This is a genomic window from Paraburkholderia sp. PGU19, from assembly GCF_013426915.1.
GTDB lineage: Bacteria > Pseudomonadota > Gammaproteobacteria > Burkholderiales > Burkholderiaceae > Paraburkholderia.
Window position 1 is genome coordinate 923,581 of record NZ_AP023179.1, and the last position, 14,421, is coordinate 938,001.

The 14,421-nt window shown below is 66.0% G+C and carries 12 protein-coding genes and 1 pseudogene; all 13 read left to right on the plus strand.

All coding sequences use genetic code 11. The annotated features are described in order from the left end of the window. Window positions 1-2: 2 nt before the first annotated feature. The 13 genes and pseudogenes from H1204_RS04225 (at window position 3) to H1204_RS04285 (ending at window position 14,353) form a co-directional block, all read left to right on the plus strand. The gene (locus H1204_RS04225; RefSeq protein WP_007578129.1) at window positions 3-254 is read left to right on the plus strand and encodes an acyl carrier protein; all 252 of its coding nucleotides are present in this window, start codon (window positions 3-5) and stop codon (window positions 252-254) included. Continuing rightward, window positions 254-961 carry a hypothetical protein gene (locus tag H1204_RS04230; RefSeq protein WP_180729983.1) on the plus strand — a complete coding sequence of 236 codons (708 nt, stop codon included), beginning with the start codon at window positions 254-256 and terminating at the stop codon, window positions 959-961. The genes H1204_RS04225 and H1204_RS04230 overlap by 1 nt, the downstream gene beginning before the upstream one ends. Continuing rightward, the gene (locus H1204_RS04235) at window positions 958-2,646 is read left to right on the plus strand and encodes an AMP-binding protein (protein WP_180729984.1); all 1,689 of its coding nucleotides are present in this window, start codon (window positions 958-960) and stop codon (window positions 2,644-2,646) included. Before H1204_RS04230 ends, H1204_RS04235 begins: the two co-directional genes overlap by 4 nt. Then, window positions 2,643-4,411 (plus strand): annotated as a pseudogene (locus H1204_RS04240) (glycosyltransferase). The gene H1204_RS04235 and the pseudogene H1204_RS04240 overlap by 4 nt, the downstream one beginning before the upstream one ends. Then, window positions 4,398-5,993 (plus strand): aromatic amino acid ammonia-lyase, encoded by a 1,596-nt coding sequence (locus H1204_RS04245; protein WP_180729986.1) that lies wholly within the window; start codon window positions 4,398-4,400, stop codon window positions 5,991-5,993. The pseudogene H1204_RS04240 and the gene H1204_RS04245 overlap by 14 nt, the downstream one beginning before the upstream one ends. Continuing rightward, window positions 5,986-6,423 (plus strand): thioesterase family protein, encoded by a 438-nt coding sequence (locus H1204_RS04250; RefSeq protein ID WP_180729987.1) that lies wholly within the window; start codon window positions 5,986-5,988, stop codon window positions 6,421-6,423. The genes H1204_RS04245 and H1204_RS04250 overlap by 8 nt, the downstream gene beginning before the upstream one ends. Further along, window positions 6,411-7,076: an outer membrane lipoprotein carrier protein LolA gene (locus H1204_RS04255; protein ID WP_180729989.1), complete on the plus strand. Its 666-nt coding sequence runs from the start codon at window positions 6,411-6,413 to the stop codon at window positions 7,074-7,076. Before H1204_RS04250 ends, H1204_RS04255 begins: the two co-directional genes overlap by 13 nt. Next, window positions 7,076-9,481: an MMPL family transporter gene (locus H1204_RS04260; RefSeq protein WP_180730861.1), complete on the plus strand. Its 2,406-nt coding sequence runs from the start codon at window positions 7,076-7,078 to the stop codon at window positions 9,479-9,481. The genes H1204_RS04255 and H1204_RS04260 overlap by 1 nt, the downstream gene beginning before the upstream one ends. Beyond that, window positions 9,478-10,659, plus strand: coding sequence for a beta-ketoacyl-[acyl-carrier-protein] synthase family protein (locus H1204_RS04265; protein ID WP_180729990.1), 1,182 nt, complete (start codon window positions 9,478-9,480; stop codon window positions 10,657-10,659). Before H1204_RS04260 ends, H1204_RS04265 begins: the two co-directional genes overlap by 4 nt. Window positions 10,660-10,693: 34 nt before the next feature. Beyond that, window positions 10,694-11,176, plus strand: a complete 483-nt coding sequence (locus tag H1204_RS04270) for a hotdog family protein (protein ID WP_180729991.1) — start codon at window positions 10,694-10,696, stop codon at window positions 11,174-11,176. Continuing rightward, window positions 11,173-11,898: a 3-ketoacyl-ACP reductase FabG2 gene (locus H1204_RS04275; protein WP_180721786.1), complete on the plus strand. Its 726-nt coding sequence runs from the start codon at window positions 11,173-11,175 to the stop codon at window positions 11,896-11,898. Before H1204_RS04270 ends, H1204_RS04275 begins: the two co-directional genes overlap by 4 nt. Then, window positions 11,898-13,124 carry a beta-ketoacyl-ACP synthase gene (locus tag H1204_RS04280; protein WP_180729993.1) on the plus strand — a complete coding sequence of 409 codons (1,227 nt, stop codon included), beginning with the start codon at window positions 11,898-11,900 and terminating at the stop codon, window positions 13,122-13,124. The genes H1204_RS04275 and H1204_RS04280 overlap by 1 nt, the downstream gene beginning before the upstream one ends. Continuing rightward, a complete protein-coding gene (locus H1204_RS04285; RefSeq protein ID WP_180729994.1) occupies window positions 13,121-14,353 on the plus strand; it encodes a beta-ketoacyl-[acyl-carrier-protein] synthase family protein in 1,233 nt (410 codons plus the stop codon). Before H1204_RS04280 ends, H1204_RS04285 begins: the two co-directional genes overlap by 4 nt. Window positions 14,354-14,421: the final 68 nt, after the last annotated feature.

Sequence of the window (14,421 nt, forward strand, 5' to 3'; positions counted from 1 at the left end):
CCGTGACCGACACCGAGATCCTTGAGCGCATCCGCGCCATCTTCAAAGAGAACTTCGCCATTGAGCCCGAGCGCGTGACGCCCGAAGCGCACCTGTTCGAAGAGCTCGATCTGGACAGCATCGACGCCGTCGATCTCGCGATCAAGCTGCAGGAGATGACGGGCCGCCGGATCAAGCCGGAGGAGTTCAAGTCGGTGCGCACGGTCGGCGACGTGATCGCGGCTGTCGAGTCGCTGCTCGCGGCGCAGGGCTGATGCACACGCAACGTTCGCACGCGCAGGACGCCTCGGACGATACTCAGGCGCCGGGCGCGACGCAAGCCGCAACGCCAGCAGCCGCGCAGGCGACGAACGACGGCGAGCGCCCGCGTAGCTGGGGGGGCTTCGCGCTGGGTGTGCTCGCAAAGCTGGCATATCCCGCTGTCATTCTGTGCGCGTGGTTCTGGGACGCGCCGCGCTTTGTCGGTTGCCTGCTGTTCGCGCTGTTGTGGCTGCAGCGCTGCGCGGGCACGGGCGCGTTCGGCGCGTCGCTGCGCAAGCTCACGCGGGTCGACTGGGCGGTGGCGTTCATGCTGAGCGTCGCTTCCGCCGCCATCGTGTGGACCAATAGCGAACTGTTGCTGCGCATTTATCCGTCGCTGGTGAATCTCGGTTTGCTGATCGCGTTCGGCGCAACGCTCGTGCGCGGCCCGACGATGATCGAAAAATTCGCGCGCATCGGCACGCCCAATCTGAGCGAGCCGGCGATCCGCCACACGCGCCGCGTGACGCAGATCTGGTGCGCATTCTTCCTCGCGAATGGCGTGTTCTCTCTCTACACCGCGCTCTACTGGCCGCGCGAAGCGTGGTCGCTCTATAACGGCGCGATCGCGTACGGTCTTATCGGCCTGCTGCTGGTGGGTGAAATTGCGTGGCGGTATCTCGTGATCCTGCCGCGCGTGCGGCGCTCGGAGGCGGCATGATCGCGCTGCACGAGCTGCTGTCGTGCGAGCGCGCTGGGCACGTGCCCGTCTGTCGTGACGACGAAGCAAACCAGACAATCGACTTCGCTGCGTTTCGCGCGCGCGTCTTCGCCGTCGCTTTGCAACTGCGTGAAACGCGGGCGCACCGCTACGCGCTGTGCATCGACGATCCATTCGATTTCGCTTGCGCGCTGTTCGCGCTTTTCGCCTGCGGCAAGACGCCCGTGATTCCGGCGAACGCGACGCCCGGCTATCTCGCCGACCTCGCCGATGCCTACGACGCCGTGCTCACGGACGCCGACGTCCGCGCACACGCCGCAACGCAGGCACGCGCCGAAACGCCTTTGCAGATAGATCCCGACGCGCCGCTCACGCTCTACACATCGGGCAGCAGCGGCACGCCGAAGCCGATCCACAAGACGCTCGCGCAGTTCGACGCCGAAGTGCACACGCTGGAACGCGAATGGGGCGAACTCGTCGGCGAGGCAACCGTGCTCGCGAGCGTCCCGCATCATCACATCTACGGGCTGCTGTTTCGTGTCATGTGGCCGCTCGCGGCGGGTCGCGCATTCGATCGCGACGTCTGCATCGAGCCGCAGCATGTGCAATCGCGCATCGAGCAATGCGGTGCGGCCGTGGTCGTATCGTCGCCCGCGCAACTGTCGCGCTGGCCCGCGATGCCCGGCTTCGCGGCATTGACACCCGTGCCGTGCGCGTTCTTCTCGTCGGGCGGACCGCTTTCCGCCGAAGCCGCCGCGGAATACGCGGCCGCTTTCGGCAGCGCGCCGATCGAAATCTACGGCAGCACGGAAACGGGCGGTATCGCGTGGCGTCGGCAGAACGAGACGTCGGCCTGGCGGCCCGTCAACGGCGTACAGGTTCAGCGTGGCGAAGACGGCGCGCTGAACGTGCGCTCGCCGCATCTGGGCCACGACGACTGGCATCGCACCGACGACGCCATCGTGTTCGACGACGACGGCCGCTTCCGTTTGCAAGGACGCCTCGACCGCGTGATCAAGCTCGACGGCAAGCGCGTGTCGCTGCCCGAAGTCGAAGCGCGTCTCGCATTGCATCCGTATGTCGCGCAGTCAGCCGTGGTGCGGCTCGCGGGCGCGTCGCGCGAACGTCTCGGCGCGGTCGTCGCGCTCAACGATGCGGGCAGCACGGCGCTGCGCAACGAGGGGCGCGTCGCGCTCGCGAAGACCTTGCGCCGCCATCTCGCCGCCTATTTCGACGTGGTCGTGCTGCCGCGTCACTGGCGCTTCCGCATTGCGTTGCCGTTCGACGCACGCGGCAAGTTGCCCGTTGCCGCCGTCGCCGCCGCTTTCGAGCCGCGCGACGAAGGCTTCGAACTGCTGTCCGAAGCGCGCAACGGCGACGACGTCCATTACGAACTGCGCGTGCCGCCGACGCTCGACCATTTCGCCGGCCACTTTCCCGGCCTGCCTATCCTTCCCGGCGTCGTGCAGCTCGACTGGGCGATTCGCCTTGCCGCCGCGCACGTGACGGGCGTGCGCGAGATCGAATCCGTCGATCGCCTGAAGTTCACCGCGCCCGTGATGCCGGGTGCCGTGCTCGACCTGAAGCTGTCGCACGATGCTGCGCGGCGGCGCGTGCAGTTCGCGTTTCGCGTCGATGGCCGCGACAGTTCGTCGGGCGTGATCGTGTATCGGGAGCGCGCATGAGCGACGCAGGTTTCAACGCGTGCATCGTCATTCCGATCTACAACCACAAGGACGCGATCGGCGCCACCGTCGAGCGTCTTGTCGTGCACGGACTGCACCTATTCGTTGTCGACGACGGCAGCGACGAAGCGACGCAAGCCGTGCTCGCGAAGCTCGCCTGTCAGCATCGCGAACAGATGACGCTGCTGCGCCTGCCCGTCAACGGCGGCAAGGGCGCGGCCGTGATGGCGGGACTGCGCGCGGCGAAGCGAGCTGGCTATACGCACGCCCTGCAGATCGACGCGGACGGCCAGCACGATGCGAACGACGTGCCGCTGTTCCTCGCTGCCGCGCGCGCCGTGCCGGGTGCCGTGATTCTCGGCCGGCCTGTCTACGATGAAAGCGTGCCGAAGTCGCGTCTCTATGGCCGCTATCTGACGCATGTGTGGGTATGGATCGAAACGCTGTCGCTGACGATCCGCGATTCGATGTGCGGCTTTCGTCTCTATCCGCTCGACGCCGCGTGCGCGCTGATCGACAGCGTCGATCTGCCGACGCGCATGGACTTCGACATCGAGATTCTCGTGCGCCTGTACTGGCGGCGTCTCGCGTTCCGCGCAATTCCGACGCGCGTCACGTACGCGATGGACGGCGTGTCGCACTTCGACGTGTTGTGGGACAACGTGCGGATCAGCGCGAGTCATACGCGTCTCGTATGCGGGATGCTGTTGCGTCTGCCGCTGTTGCTCGCGCACAAGTTCATGCCGCGCAAGTCCGCCGCTTCGGATTCGAATGGCGACAACGCGAAATGGTGGCGCATGGCCGAGCGGGGCAGCCGCCTCGGCATGACGCTGCTTGCGCTGAGTTGCAAGCTGTTCGGCATGCGCTTCACTGCGCTGTGGCTGCATCCCATCGTCGCGTATTTTCTGATGACGGGCCGCGCTGCGCGCTCTGCGTCGCGCACGTACTTCACGCATCTCGAACAGGCCGCGCAGGGCGAGCGCACGCCGCGTCCGGGCTGGCGTTCCGCGTACCGGCAGATGCTCGCGTTCGCGCAATCGGGCCTCGACAAGCTCGCCGCCTGGTCGGGCCGCATCGATTCGAACGACGTGATCTTCGACGATTCGTCCGCGTTCGACGCGCTCGTCGCGAGTGGCCGCGGCGCGCTCGTGATCGGCGCGCATCTCGGCAACCTCGAAATGACGCGCGCGCTTGCCGCGAACGGCGGCCACGCGAAGGTCACGGCCATTGTCTATACCGAACACGCGAAGCGCTTCAACAGCGTGCTGTCGACGGCGAACAGCGAGTTCGCGAAGCGGCTCGTGCAGGTCAGCGACTTCGGCCCGAGACGTCGATGATGATGCAGGAGCGCATCGACGCGGGCGAGCTGCTGGTGATCGTCGGCGACCGAGTGCCCGCGCGCGAATCGGGCCGCACGACCGACGCGCAGTTCCTCGGCGCGACCGCGCCGTTCGCGCAAGGGCCGTATGTGCTCGCGCATGCGCTCGGCTGCCCGGTATATCTGTTCTTCTGCCTGAAAGAGCGCGACGAGCGGAATCACGAGCGTTACCGGCTGTACTTCGAGCCGTTCGCCGAGCGCATCGACCTGCCGCGCCGCGAACGCGCGCAGCATATTGCGGCCTGGGCGCAGCGCTACGCGTCGCGCCTCGAGTACTACTGCCGCAAGGCACCTTATCAATGGTTCAATTTCTTCGATTTCTGGGCGCGTCCCCGAAAGACGAAAACGGGTGGCATCCCACACGGAGACGCGAATGTCGGAACATGATCTGATCGACGATGCGCACGCACGCGCCGCGCGCACGGCAACGCCGCGCGCAGTGGTGATCGGCGGGCGCAAGCTGTCGATCGAAGAGGTCGTCGCGATTGCGAAGGGACGCGCGAGCGTCGCGCTGAGCGGCGACCCTGCGTGGCGCTCGCGCATCCAGCGTGGCGCGGATTTTCTGCGCCGTCATCTCGCCGCAGGCGAAACGGTGTACGGCGTGAACACGGGCTATGGCGACGCGTGCGTCGTCGATGTGCCGATGGAACTCGTCGAAGCGTTGCCGCTGCAACTGACGCGCTATCACGGCTGCGGCATGGGCGCTTATCTCGACGATGCGCAAGCGCTCGCCGTGATCGCCGCGCGTCTGAACTCGCTCGCGTACGGCTTGTCCGGCGTGCGCCCCGTGCTGCTCGAACGGCTCGCCGATCTGATCAATCATCGTGTGCTGCCGCGTATTCCGTCGGAAGGCTCGGTCGGCGCGAGCGGCGATCTGACGCCGCTGTCGTACGTGGCGGCGGCGCTCGTCGGCGAACGCGACGTGATGTTCGACGGCGCGCTGCGCGATGCCGCTGGCGTGTGGGCGCAACTCGGCCATGCGCCGCTGACGCTCGCGCCGAAGGAAGGCCTCGCGCTGATGAACGGCACGGCCGTGATGACGGGTCTCGCGTGTCTCGCGTTCGCGCGTGCCGACCATCTCGCGCGTCTTGCCTCGCGTTTGACGGCGCTGTCGACGGTTGCGCTCGATGGCCGCGCCGCGCACTTCGACGCGATGATCTTCGAAGCGAAGCCGCACGCTGGCCAGGCGGAAGCCGCCGCGTGGATTCGCGCGGACCTCGCGGGCCGCGACGATACGCCGGGCCATCGCTTGCAGGATCGCTATTCGATCCGTTGCGCGCCGCATGTGATCGGCGTCGCCGTCGATGCGTTGTCATGGGTTCGGCGCGACGTCGAGAACGAACTGAACAGCGCGAACGACAATCCGCTGATCGACCCTGACGGCGAGCGCGTATTGCACGGCGGCAACTTCTACGGCGGCCATATCGCTTTCGCGATGGACGCATTGAAAACGGCCGTCGCGAATCTCGCGGACCTGATGGACCGGCAACTCGCGCTGATCGTCGACGACAAGTTCAACAACGGCTTGCCGCGCAACCTGACGGGCGCGAGCCCGGCGCGTGCGCCGATCAATCACGGCTTCAAGGCCGTGCAGATTTCGTCGTCGGCGTGGACGGCGGAAGCGCTGAAGCACACGATGCCCGCGAGCGTGTTCTCGCGTTCGACGGAAGCGCACAACCAGGACAAGGTCAGCATGGGCACGATCGCCGCGCGCGATTGCCTGCGGGTGCTCGAACTGACGGAGCAGGTCGCCGCCGCGCATACGCTCGCCACAGTGCAGGCGCTGACGTTGCGCGTGCGCATCAACGGTGAGACGACCGTCCCCGCGCCGCTGCGTGCATTCGCTCACGAGGTGGCTGCGATGTCGCCGTTCGTCGATGAAGACCGCGCGCTCGAAAGCGATCTGCGCGCGTTGACGGCGCGCATTGCCGATTGCGCGCTGGTTGAAGGAGGCGCGCATCATGAATGAGCGCCACCCGGGCAAGACGTTGAAGGCGAGCGCGATCGTCGAAGTGCCGTTTCATGACGTCGACGCGATGAACGTCTGCTGGCATGGCCATTACCTGAAGTACTTCGAGATCGGCCGCGCCGCGCTACTGCGTGCGTTCGACTACGACTACCGCGAGATGCAGGCGTCGGGCTATCTGTGGCCGATCGTCGAGGCGCATCTGAAGTACGTGCGGCCCGCGACTTACGGCCAGCGGATCGACGTGCGCACGGAGCTGCTCGAATTTGAAAACCGCCTGAAAATAGGCTATGAAATCGTCGATTGCGCGACGGGCACGCGGCTGACGAAGGGCTACACGATCCAGGTCGCCATCGATGCCGCGACGCAGGAAACGCAATTCGTGTCGCCGCCGGTCGTGTTCGAAAAGCTGGAGTGCGCATGGTCACGCTGACATTACGCGCCGCGTTGGTCGCTGCGTTGCTTGCTACGGTGAGCGTGAGTTCGTACGCGGCGACACAGCAGACGCAGTCTCAAGCGCAAAACGGCAACACCGCGCTCGTCTCGCAGGTCGCGTCGCGTCTTGCGCAAACGAAGGGCGTGCGCGCGCAGTTCACGCAGACACAGACGCTGTCCGCGATGAAGCAGCCTTTGGTGAGCACGGGCACGCTTGTGTTTTTCCGCGAGCGCGGCGTAATTTGGCGCGTCGATACGCCGTACAAGGCGACGTATGTGATCACCGACTCAGGCGTCAGCGAAGTCGACTCGAACGGTAAGCGCGTCAATAAGAAAAGCGCGCAGGGCGTGCGTGGCGTCGCGCAAGTGTCGAAGATGATGCGCGCGATGCTAGGCGGCGATCTGTCCGCGCTCTATTCGCAGTTCGATGTCGACGCGCAGGGCACGCCGTCGCAATGGAAGCTCGAACTGAAGCCGAACCAGCCGCAGCTCGCGCAGTCGATCAAGGGCTTGCAGATGACGGGCGGCGAGTTCCTGCAGTCGTTGCGCATCACGCTGGCGAATGGCGATGTCACGCAGATCGAGTTCACGAAGAGCGAAGCGATCGACGATCTCTCGTCCGACGAGCGCACGCTGCTTGGAGCACAATGATGCTGATGGCGCGACAGTGGACCAAGACGCAGTTGTGGGGCATCCGGGCCGCATGGCTCGTGCTCGCGCTCGTCGCGTCGCTGTACTGCGTCTTTCGTTTCATGGGCCCGTCGCCGCTGGAGACGAATCTCCTCGCGCTGCTGCCCGCGACGGAAGCCGATCCTGTCGCTGAAAAAGCCGTCGATACACTCGCTAACGCGCTCGGCGACCGCACGGTGTTTCTGGTGACGGACAAGGACGACACGCGCGCGAAAGCGGCGGCGAAACAGTTCGGCTCGGCGTTGCAGACAAGCGGTGCGTTCGCGTCGGTGACGGCGGAGTTGCCGCCGTTCGACATGTCGCAGATCGGCGGGCTGTACATGCCGTATCGCTTCGGCCTGTTGACGCGAGACGACCGCGACGCGATCGCCAATAGCACGGCATCGCTGCACGACGCGCTGATGCAGCGCCTCTACAACCCGGTGCGCGGCCCGCTCGCCACGCAACTCGCCGACGATCCATTCGCCTGGCTCGAACACTTCCTGAGCGCCTTGCCGCTCGCCACGTCGAATCTCGATCTCGAAGACAACATGCTCGTCGCGCATCGCGGCGACCTGACGAACGTGCTCGTCGTGACGACGCTGCCCGGTTCCGCGTACGAATCGCAGACGCAGCGCACGGTGCTGTCGGCTGTTGCGCAGGCGCAGGCAGCGCTGAAAGCGAGCTATCCCGATGCGAGCGTCGCGCGCACGGGCGCCGTGTTCTATGCGGAATCGGCTCGCAGCGCGTCGGAGCGCGAAGTGCATCTGATCGGCGTCGCGTCCGCGTGCGGCATCGCGCTGCTGATGCTGTGGGTGTTCCGCTCGCCGCGTCTGTTGCTGTTCGGGTTCGTGTCGACAGCGCTCGGCATCGTTTGCGCGCTCGCTGTCACGATGCTCGTGTTCGGCAAGCTGCATCTGCTGACGCTCGTGTTCGGCGCGAGCCTGATCGGCGAGGCCGTCGATTATTCGATTCAATATTTCGTCGTCTACCTTGGTGCGCAGCGTGGCTGGAACGCGCGGCAGGGCGCTCGCTCGGTGCGGCCTGCGCTGACTGTTGCGCTCGCGACGAGCCTGCTCGGTTACGCGATCCTCGCGTGGGTGCCGTTCCCGGCGCTCAAGCAGATTGCGTGCTTTGCGATCGCCGGGATCTGCACGGCGTTCGTGTCCGTGCTGTGGCTGCTGCCCGTGATGCTCGTCAAGGGGCCGAAGCATGCGCAGCGGCGTCTCTTCCTGCGCGCCGCGACGCTACTCGAACGGTGGCATTCGGCTATCGGCGGGCGGCGCGCGTGGATCGTCGCAGGCGTGCTCGTGCTGATCGCGATTCCCGGCTGGCTGCGCCTCACGAGCGACGACGATATCCATCTGCTGATCCAGCGCGATCCCGAACTCGTCGCGCAAGAAGATCAGGTGCGCAATGCGATCGGCGTCGATAACACCGCGCAGTTCTTCGTCGTGCGCGGGCCGTCGGCGGAAACCGTGTTGCAGCGCGCGGAAGCGCTCGGTGCGAAGCTCGATGCGTTGAGCGGCGCGCAAGCGGTCAATGGCTGGCAATCGGTGACGCAGTTCGTGCCGTCGGCGCAACGCCAGGCCGATACGCGCAACGTGCTCGCGCAACACGTGTTCAACGATCGCGCCGCGCTTCGTTCGATGCTGCTGCAAGCAGGCTTTCGCGATGAAGTCGCCGATGCATGGCTCGCTTCCTACGCGAAGTTGAACGCTAAGCCTTTGACGGTCGAACGCTGGCTCGCCGCGCCGTGGTCGCAGCCTTATCGTCATCTATGGCTGGGCGCTGTGGACGCGCGCGGTGAGCACGGCTACGCAGCGATTGTGATTCCACAACGCGTGACGCCGCAAAACGTCGCCGCGTTGATCGGCGCCGCGCATTCCGTCGATGGCGTCGTGTTCGTCGACAAGGCAGCGAGCGTGTCGAAGCTGTTCGGCGCCTATCGCATCGACAGCGGCATCTGGCTTGCGGGCGCGCTGCTGCTCGTGCTGATTCTGCTGATGGTGCGCTACACGCCGCGCGGCGGCATCGCGACGACGCTGCCCGTGCTGCTCGCCATTGGCGTGACGCTCGCCGCGTTCGGCTACGCGCGCGTGCCGCTCAATCTGTTCAACTGCCTCGCGCTGATGCTCGTGCTCGGCGTCGGCGCAAACTATGCGGTATTCCTGCGCGAAGGCTGCCTGCGCGACCACGCCGATCTCGGCGCGGTATGGACGGGCGTGCTGCTGTCGGCGGCGACTACGCTGCTGTCATTCGGCATGCTGGCCTTAAGCGCAATGCCCGCATTGAAGAGTTTTGGCGCCACGCTGGCGCTCGGCATTCTCGTGTCGGTGCTGCTTGCGCCGATCGGCATGCCGCCTGGAAGAAGGAGAGTCGCATGACGCTGCCACCTGTTTATCTGCATGCGCTCGGCATGGTCAACGCGCTCGGCGGCGATGTCGCTTCGATCGTGCCCGCGCTCGAAGCCGCGCAATCGCCCGGCATGGGATTGATGCACACGGGCATCGGCGATGCGTACGTCGGCCGCGTGTCGACGCCGCTCGACATCGCGTTGCCCGCGACGCTCAAGCGCTTCGATTGCCGCAACAACCGCATGCTGCTCACGGCGCTCGAACAGATTCGCCCCGAGATCGAGGCGGCGCGCGAGCGCTACGGCTCGCACCGAATCGGCGTCGTGCTCGGCACGAGCACATCGGGCATCGACGCGGCTGAGGTCGCCTTCGTGCACCAGGCGCAGGCGGGCGAGTTGCCCGACGACTTCAACTACCGGCAGATGGAAATCGGCACGGCCGCGCCATTCGCAGCCGCCGCGCTGAATGTGCAGGGGCCCGCGTTCACGATTTCGACGGCTTGCACGTCGAGCGCTAAAGCATTCGTGTCGGCGCGCCGTTTACTGCAACTGGGCGTGTGCGATGCGATGATCGTTGGCGGTGTCGATTCGCTGTGCGAGCTAACGGTGCAGGGCTTTGCGTCGCTCGAATCGACGAGCGTGACGCGCACCAATCCGATGAGCCGCAACCGCAACGGCATCAATGTCGGCGAGGGGGCCACCGTGTTCCTGATGACGCGCGACGAAGACGAAGTGCGCCTCGCGGGCGCGGGCGAATCGAGCGACGCGCATCATGTGTCGGCGCCGGACCCGCAGGGCATCGGCGGCGAGCTGGCGTTGCGCGCGGCGCTGAAGGACGCGGGCGTCGAGGCATCGGCGATTGCATATGTGAATCTGCACGCGACGGCTACGCGCAAGAACGACGACATGGAAGCGCATCTGATGTCGCGCGTGTTCGCGCACGGCGTGCCCGCGAGCGGCACGAAGCCGCTCACGGGGCATCAGCTCGGCGCGGCGGGCGCGACGGAACTGGGCTTCGCGTGGCTCACGCTCGCGCGCGACGACGTGGCGATGCCGCGCCATCGATGGGATGGCGAAGCCGACCCGGCGTTGCCCGAACTCGATCTCGTGCAGGATACGCGGCGCATTCCGCGCGACGGCGCGCAATACGTGATGAGCAATTCGTTCGCGTTCGGCGGCAGCAACGTCAGCCTGATACTGGCGCGCTGAACGGCGCGAACGCACGCAGCAAAAACATAACGACATGACGGCCACACCTGAGACCAGCGAAGCCTTTCCGCCCATCGACACAATCCTGCCGCATCGCGGCACGATGCTGCTTGTCGATGGCGTGAGCGCATGCGGCGACGAAGCATTGACGGCGTTTGCAACCGTGCGCGGCGACGCATGGTATGCGGACGAAAACGGCGCGATGCCCGCCTGGATCGGCATCGAGCTGATGGCGCAGGGCGTGGCCGCGCATGTCGCGCTGCTCGCGATGCGTGCGGGCGGCCACGCGCGTCCTGGCGTGCTGCTCGGCACGCGCAGCTACAAGGCGCACATGAGCGCGTTTGCGCGCGACGCGCGGCTGACGATCAGCGTGCAGGAAGTGCTGCGCAGCGAAGCAGGCCACAGCGCCTACGAATGCACGATCGATCACGACGGCACGCGTTGCGCGGACGCCGTCATCAAGGTCTTTCAACCGGGCGATTTTCAGACGTTCATCGAAGGGAGTATCAGTTCATGAGCCGGCGAGTTCTGGTTACGGGCGCCAGCCGCGGCATCGGCCGCGCGATTGCATATCAACTGGCAGCGGACGGTTTTGCGGTGTCCGTGCATTGCCGCACGGGCCGCACGGAAGCCGAGGCCGTCACGGCGGGCATCGCCGCGCAAGGCGGCTCGGCGCGCGTGCTGCAGTTCGACGTGCGCGAGCGCGCCGTCTGCCGCGAAGTGCTCGAAGCGGATGTCGCTGCGCACGGCCCGTACTACGGCATCGTGTGCAGCGCGGGCGTGACGCGCGACGCGGCCTTTCCCGCGCTCACCGACGAAGACTGGGACGTCGTGATCGAAACGGGTCTCGACGCGTTCTATAACGTGGTGCATCCGCTGACGATGCCGATGGTCCGCGCGAAAAAAGGCGGCCGCATCGTGACGATCGCGTCGGTGTCGGGCGTGATCGGCAACCGCGGGCAGGTCAACTACAGCGCGGCCAAAGCGGGGCTGATCGGCGCGACGAAGGCGCTCGCCGTCGAACTCGCGTCGCGCAACATCACGGTCAACTGTGTGGCGCCGGGGCTGATCGAAACGGGCATGCTCGATGACATGCCGCTCGAACACGCGCTGAAGACCGTGCCGATGAACCGTGTCGGTCAACCGGCCGAAGTCGCGGCCGTGGTCAGCTTCCTGATGTCGGATGCGGCCTCGTACGTGACGCGCCAGGTGATCGGCGTCAATGGCGGGATGATCTGATGAAGCGCGTCGTCATTACGGGCATGGGCGGCGTCACGGCGCTCGGCAGCCGCTGGGACGAAATCGAAGCCGCGTTGAAGGCGGGCCGCAACGCGGTGCGGCGCATGCCGGAGTGGGACTACTTCGAGTCGCTGCATACGCGCCTCGCGGCGCCGCTGCCCACGTTCGATCAACCCGCCGACTGGCCGCGCAAGAAGACGCGTTCGATGGGCGCAGTGTCGATGTACGCGGTGCGCGCGAGCGAACTGGCGCTCGCCGACGCGGGCCTCGCGAACGATGAATCGATCAGGGACGGCCGCATGGGCGTCGCGTACGGTTCGTCGTCGGGTTCCGTCGAACCGATCCGCGCATTCGGCACGATGCTCGAAACGGGCTCGATGGCCAACGTCACGTCAAACAGCTATGTGCAGATGATGCCGCACACGACGGCCGTCAATGTGAGCCTGTTCTGGGACCTGAAAGGCCGCATCGTGCCGACCTCGTCGGCGTGCGCGTCGGGCAGCCAGGCGATCGGCTACGCGTACGAAGCGATCGCGACGGGCAAGCAGACGTTGATGCTCGCGGGCGGCGCGGAAGAACTGTCGGGGCCCGCTGTCGCCGTGTTCGACACGCTGTATGCAACCAGCACGCGCAACGACGAGCCACATCTGACGCCGCGTCCATTCGACGCGAAGCGCGACGGCCTCGTGGTCGGCGAGGGTGCGGCGACGCTCGTGCTCGAAGAATACGAACATGCGAAGGCGCGCGGCGCGACGATTCATGCGGAGATCGTCGGCTTCGGCTGCAATTCGGACGGCGCGCACATGACGCAGCCGACGGCGGCCACGATGGCGCGCGCAATGCAGCTCGCGCTCGAAGACGCGAAGCTCGACGCGAACGCGATTGCTTATGTGAACGCGCACGGCACGTCGACGGATCGCGGCGACATTGCGGAAAGCCAGGCGACTGCACAGACGTTCGGCGAGCGCATGCCGATTTCATCGCTGAAAAGCTACGTCGGCCATACGCTCGGCGCATGTGGCGCGCTCGAAGCGTGGTGGACCATCGAGATGATGAAGCGAAACTGGTACGCGCCGACGCTCAATCTCACGGAAGTCGATCCTGCGTGCGCACCGCTCGATTACATCCTGGGCGAAGCGCGCAGCATCGACGCCGACTATGTGATGAGCAATAACTTCGCGTTCGGCGGCATCAATACATCGCTGATTTTCAGGCGCATTCGATGAGCCGTAGAAGTTCGCAAGGCTTGCAGCGTGTCGTCGTCACGGGCATGGGCATCGTGTCGTGCATCGGCAATACGCTCGACGACGTGAGCGACGCGCTGCGCGCCGGGCGCAGCGGCATCACGGGCGTCGACGCGTGGCGCGAGCGCGGCTTCGGCACGCAGATCGCGGGCGTAGCGTCGGTGGCGGGCGAGCCACCGTTCGAACGCAAGCTCGAACGCTTCATGGGCGACACCGCGCGCTTCGCCTGTCACGCGGCGCGCAAGGCGATCGACGACGCGGGCCTCGACCTCGCGTCGCTGCGTTCGCCTGAAGTCGGCGCAGTGATCGGTTCGGGTGTCGGCACGATGTCGGCGTACGACGACGCGATCGCGGTGGCCAACGTGCGCGGCGTCGAGAAAACGCCGCCGTATACGGTGCCGCAGGCGATGAGCAGCACGGCATCGGCGAATGTCGCGCAGGTGTTCGGCATCGAGGGCGTGACGTATTCGCCGTCGTCGGCTTGCACGACCTCGGCGCTCGCAATCGGCCAGGCGATGCAGCTGATTCAGACGGGGCGTCAACAGGTCGTACTCGCGGGCGGCAGCGAATGCCTGCACGACAACATGACGCTGTTGTTCGACGCGATGCATGCGTTGTCGCGCCATTTCAACGACACGCCCATGCGCGCGTCGCGTCCGTACGATACGGCGCGCGACGGTTTCGTGATCGCGTCGGGCGGCGGCGTGCTCGTGCTCGAAGCGCTCGACCATGCGCTCGCGCGCGGCGCGCGGATCTACGCGGAGCTGACGGGCTTTGGCCAAAGCACCGACGGCGCGGGCATGGTGACGCCGCACGCGCAGGGCATCGCGCGCGCGATTCAGGCTGCGCTCGACGAAGCGGGCGGGCGCCCGGACTACGTGAACGCGCACGCGCCATCGACGCCGCTTGGCGACATCGAAGAACTGCGCGCGCTGCAAATGGTATTCGGTAACGACGTGCCGCCGTTTTCGTCGACGAAGGGTTTGACGGGGCATCCGCTCGGCGCATGCGGCGCGCACGAAGCGATCTACACGCTGCTGATGATGCGTGACGGTTTTATCGCGGGGACGACGGGCATCGAACATCTCGAACCGCTCGCGCAGTCGGTGCCGCTCGTGCAGTCGACGCGCGAAGCGCAGATGAATAGCGCGCTGTCGGTGTCATTCGGCTTTGGCGGCAGTTGCGCGAGCCTGATGTTCGCAAGGATTTGACCGCCGCCTGTCGGGCTCAATCACAGGCAAGCGAAGCAAGCAGCAGTACAGAGAATAAACAACTAAAA

What these genes read in the sequence shown, in the direction of transcription:
- H1204_RS04230 (WP_180729983.1), top strand. Translation starts at nt 254, where the DNA reads ATGCACACGCAACGTTCGCACGCGCAGGACGCCTCGGACGATACTCAG.
- H1204_RS04235 (WP_180729984.1), top strand. Translation starts at nt 958, where the DNA reads ATGATCGCGCTGCACGAGCTGCTGTCGTGCGAGCGCGCTGGGCACGTG.
- H1204_RS04245 (WP_180729986.1), top strand. Translation starts at nt 4,398, where the DNA reads ATGTCGGAACATGATCTGATCGACGATGCGCACGCACGCGCCGCGCGC.
- H1204_RS04250 (WP_180729987.1), top strand. Translation starts at nt 5,986, where the DNA reads ATGAATGAGCGCCACCCGGGCAAGACGTTGAAGGCGAGCGCGATCGTC.
- H1204_RS04255 (WP_180729989.1), top strand. Translation starts at nt 6,411, where the DNA reads ATGGTCACGCTGACATTACGCGCCGCGTTGGTCGCTGCGTTGCTTGCT.
- H1204_RS04260 (WP_180730861.1), top strand. Translation starts at nt 7,076, where the DNA reads ATGCTGATGGCGCGACAGTGGACCAAGACGCAGTTGTGGGGCATCCGG.
- H1204_RS04265 (WP_180729990.1), top strand. Translation starts at nt 9,478, where the DNA reads ATGACGCTGCCACCTGTTTATCTGCATGCGCTCGGCATGGTCAACGCG.
- H1204_RS04270 (WP_180729991.1), top strand. Translation starts at nt 10,694, where the DNA reads ATGACGGCCACACCTGAGACCAGCGAAGCCTTTCCGCCCATCGACACA.
- H1204_RS04275 (WP_180721786.1), top strand. Translation starts at nt 11,173, where the DNA reads ATGAGCCGGCGAGTTCTGGTTACGGGCGCCAGCCGCGGCATCGGCCGC.
- H1204_RS04280 (WP_180729993.1), top strand. Translation starts at nt 11,898, where the DNA reads ATGAAGCGCGTCGTCATTACGGGCATGGGCGGCGTCACGGCGCTCGGC.
- H1204_RS04285 (WP_180729994.1), top strand. Translation starts at nt 13,121, where the DNA reads ATGAGCCGTAGAAGTTCGCAAGGCTTGCAGCGTGTCGTCGTCACGGGC.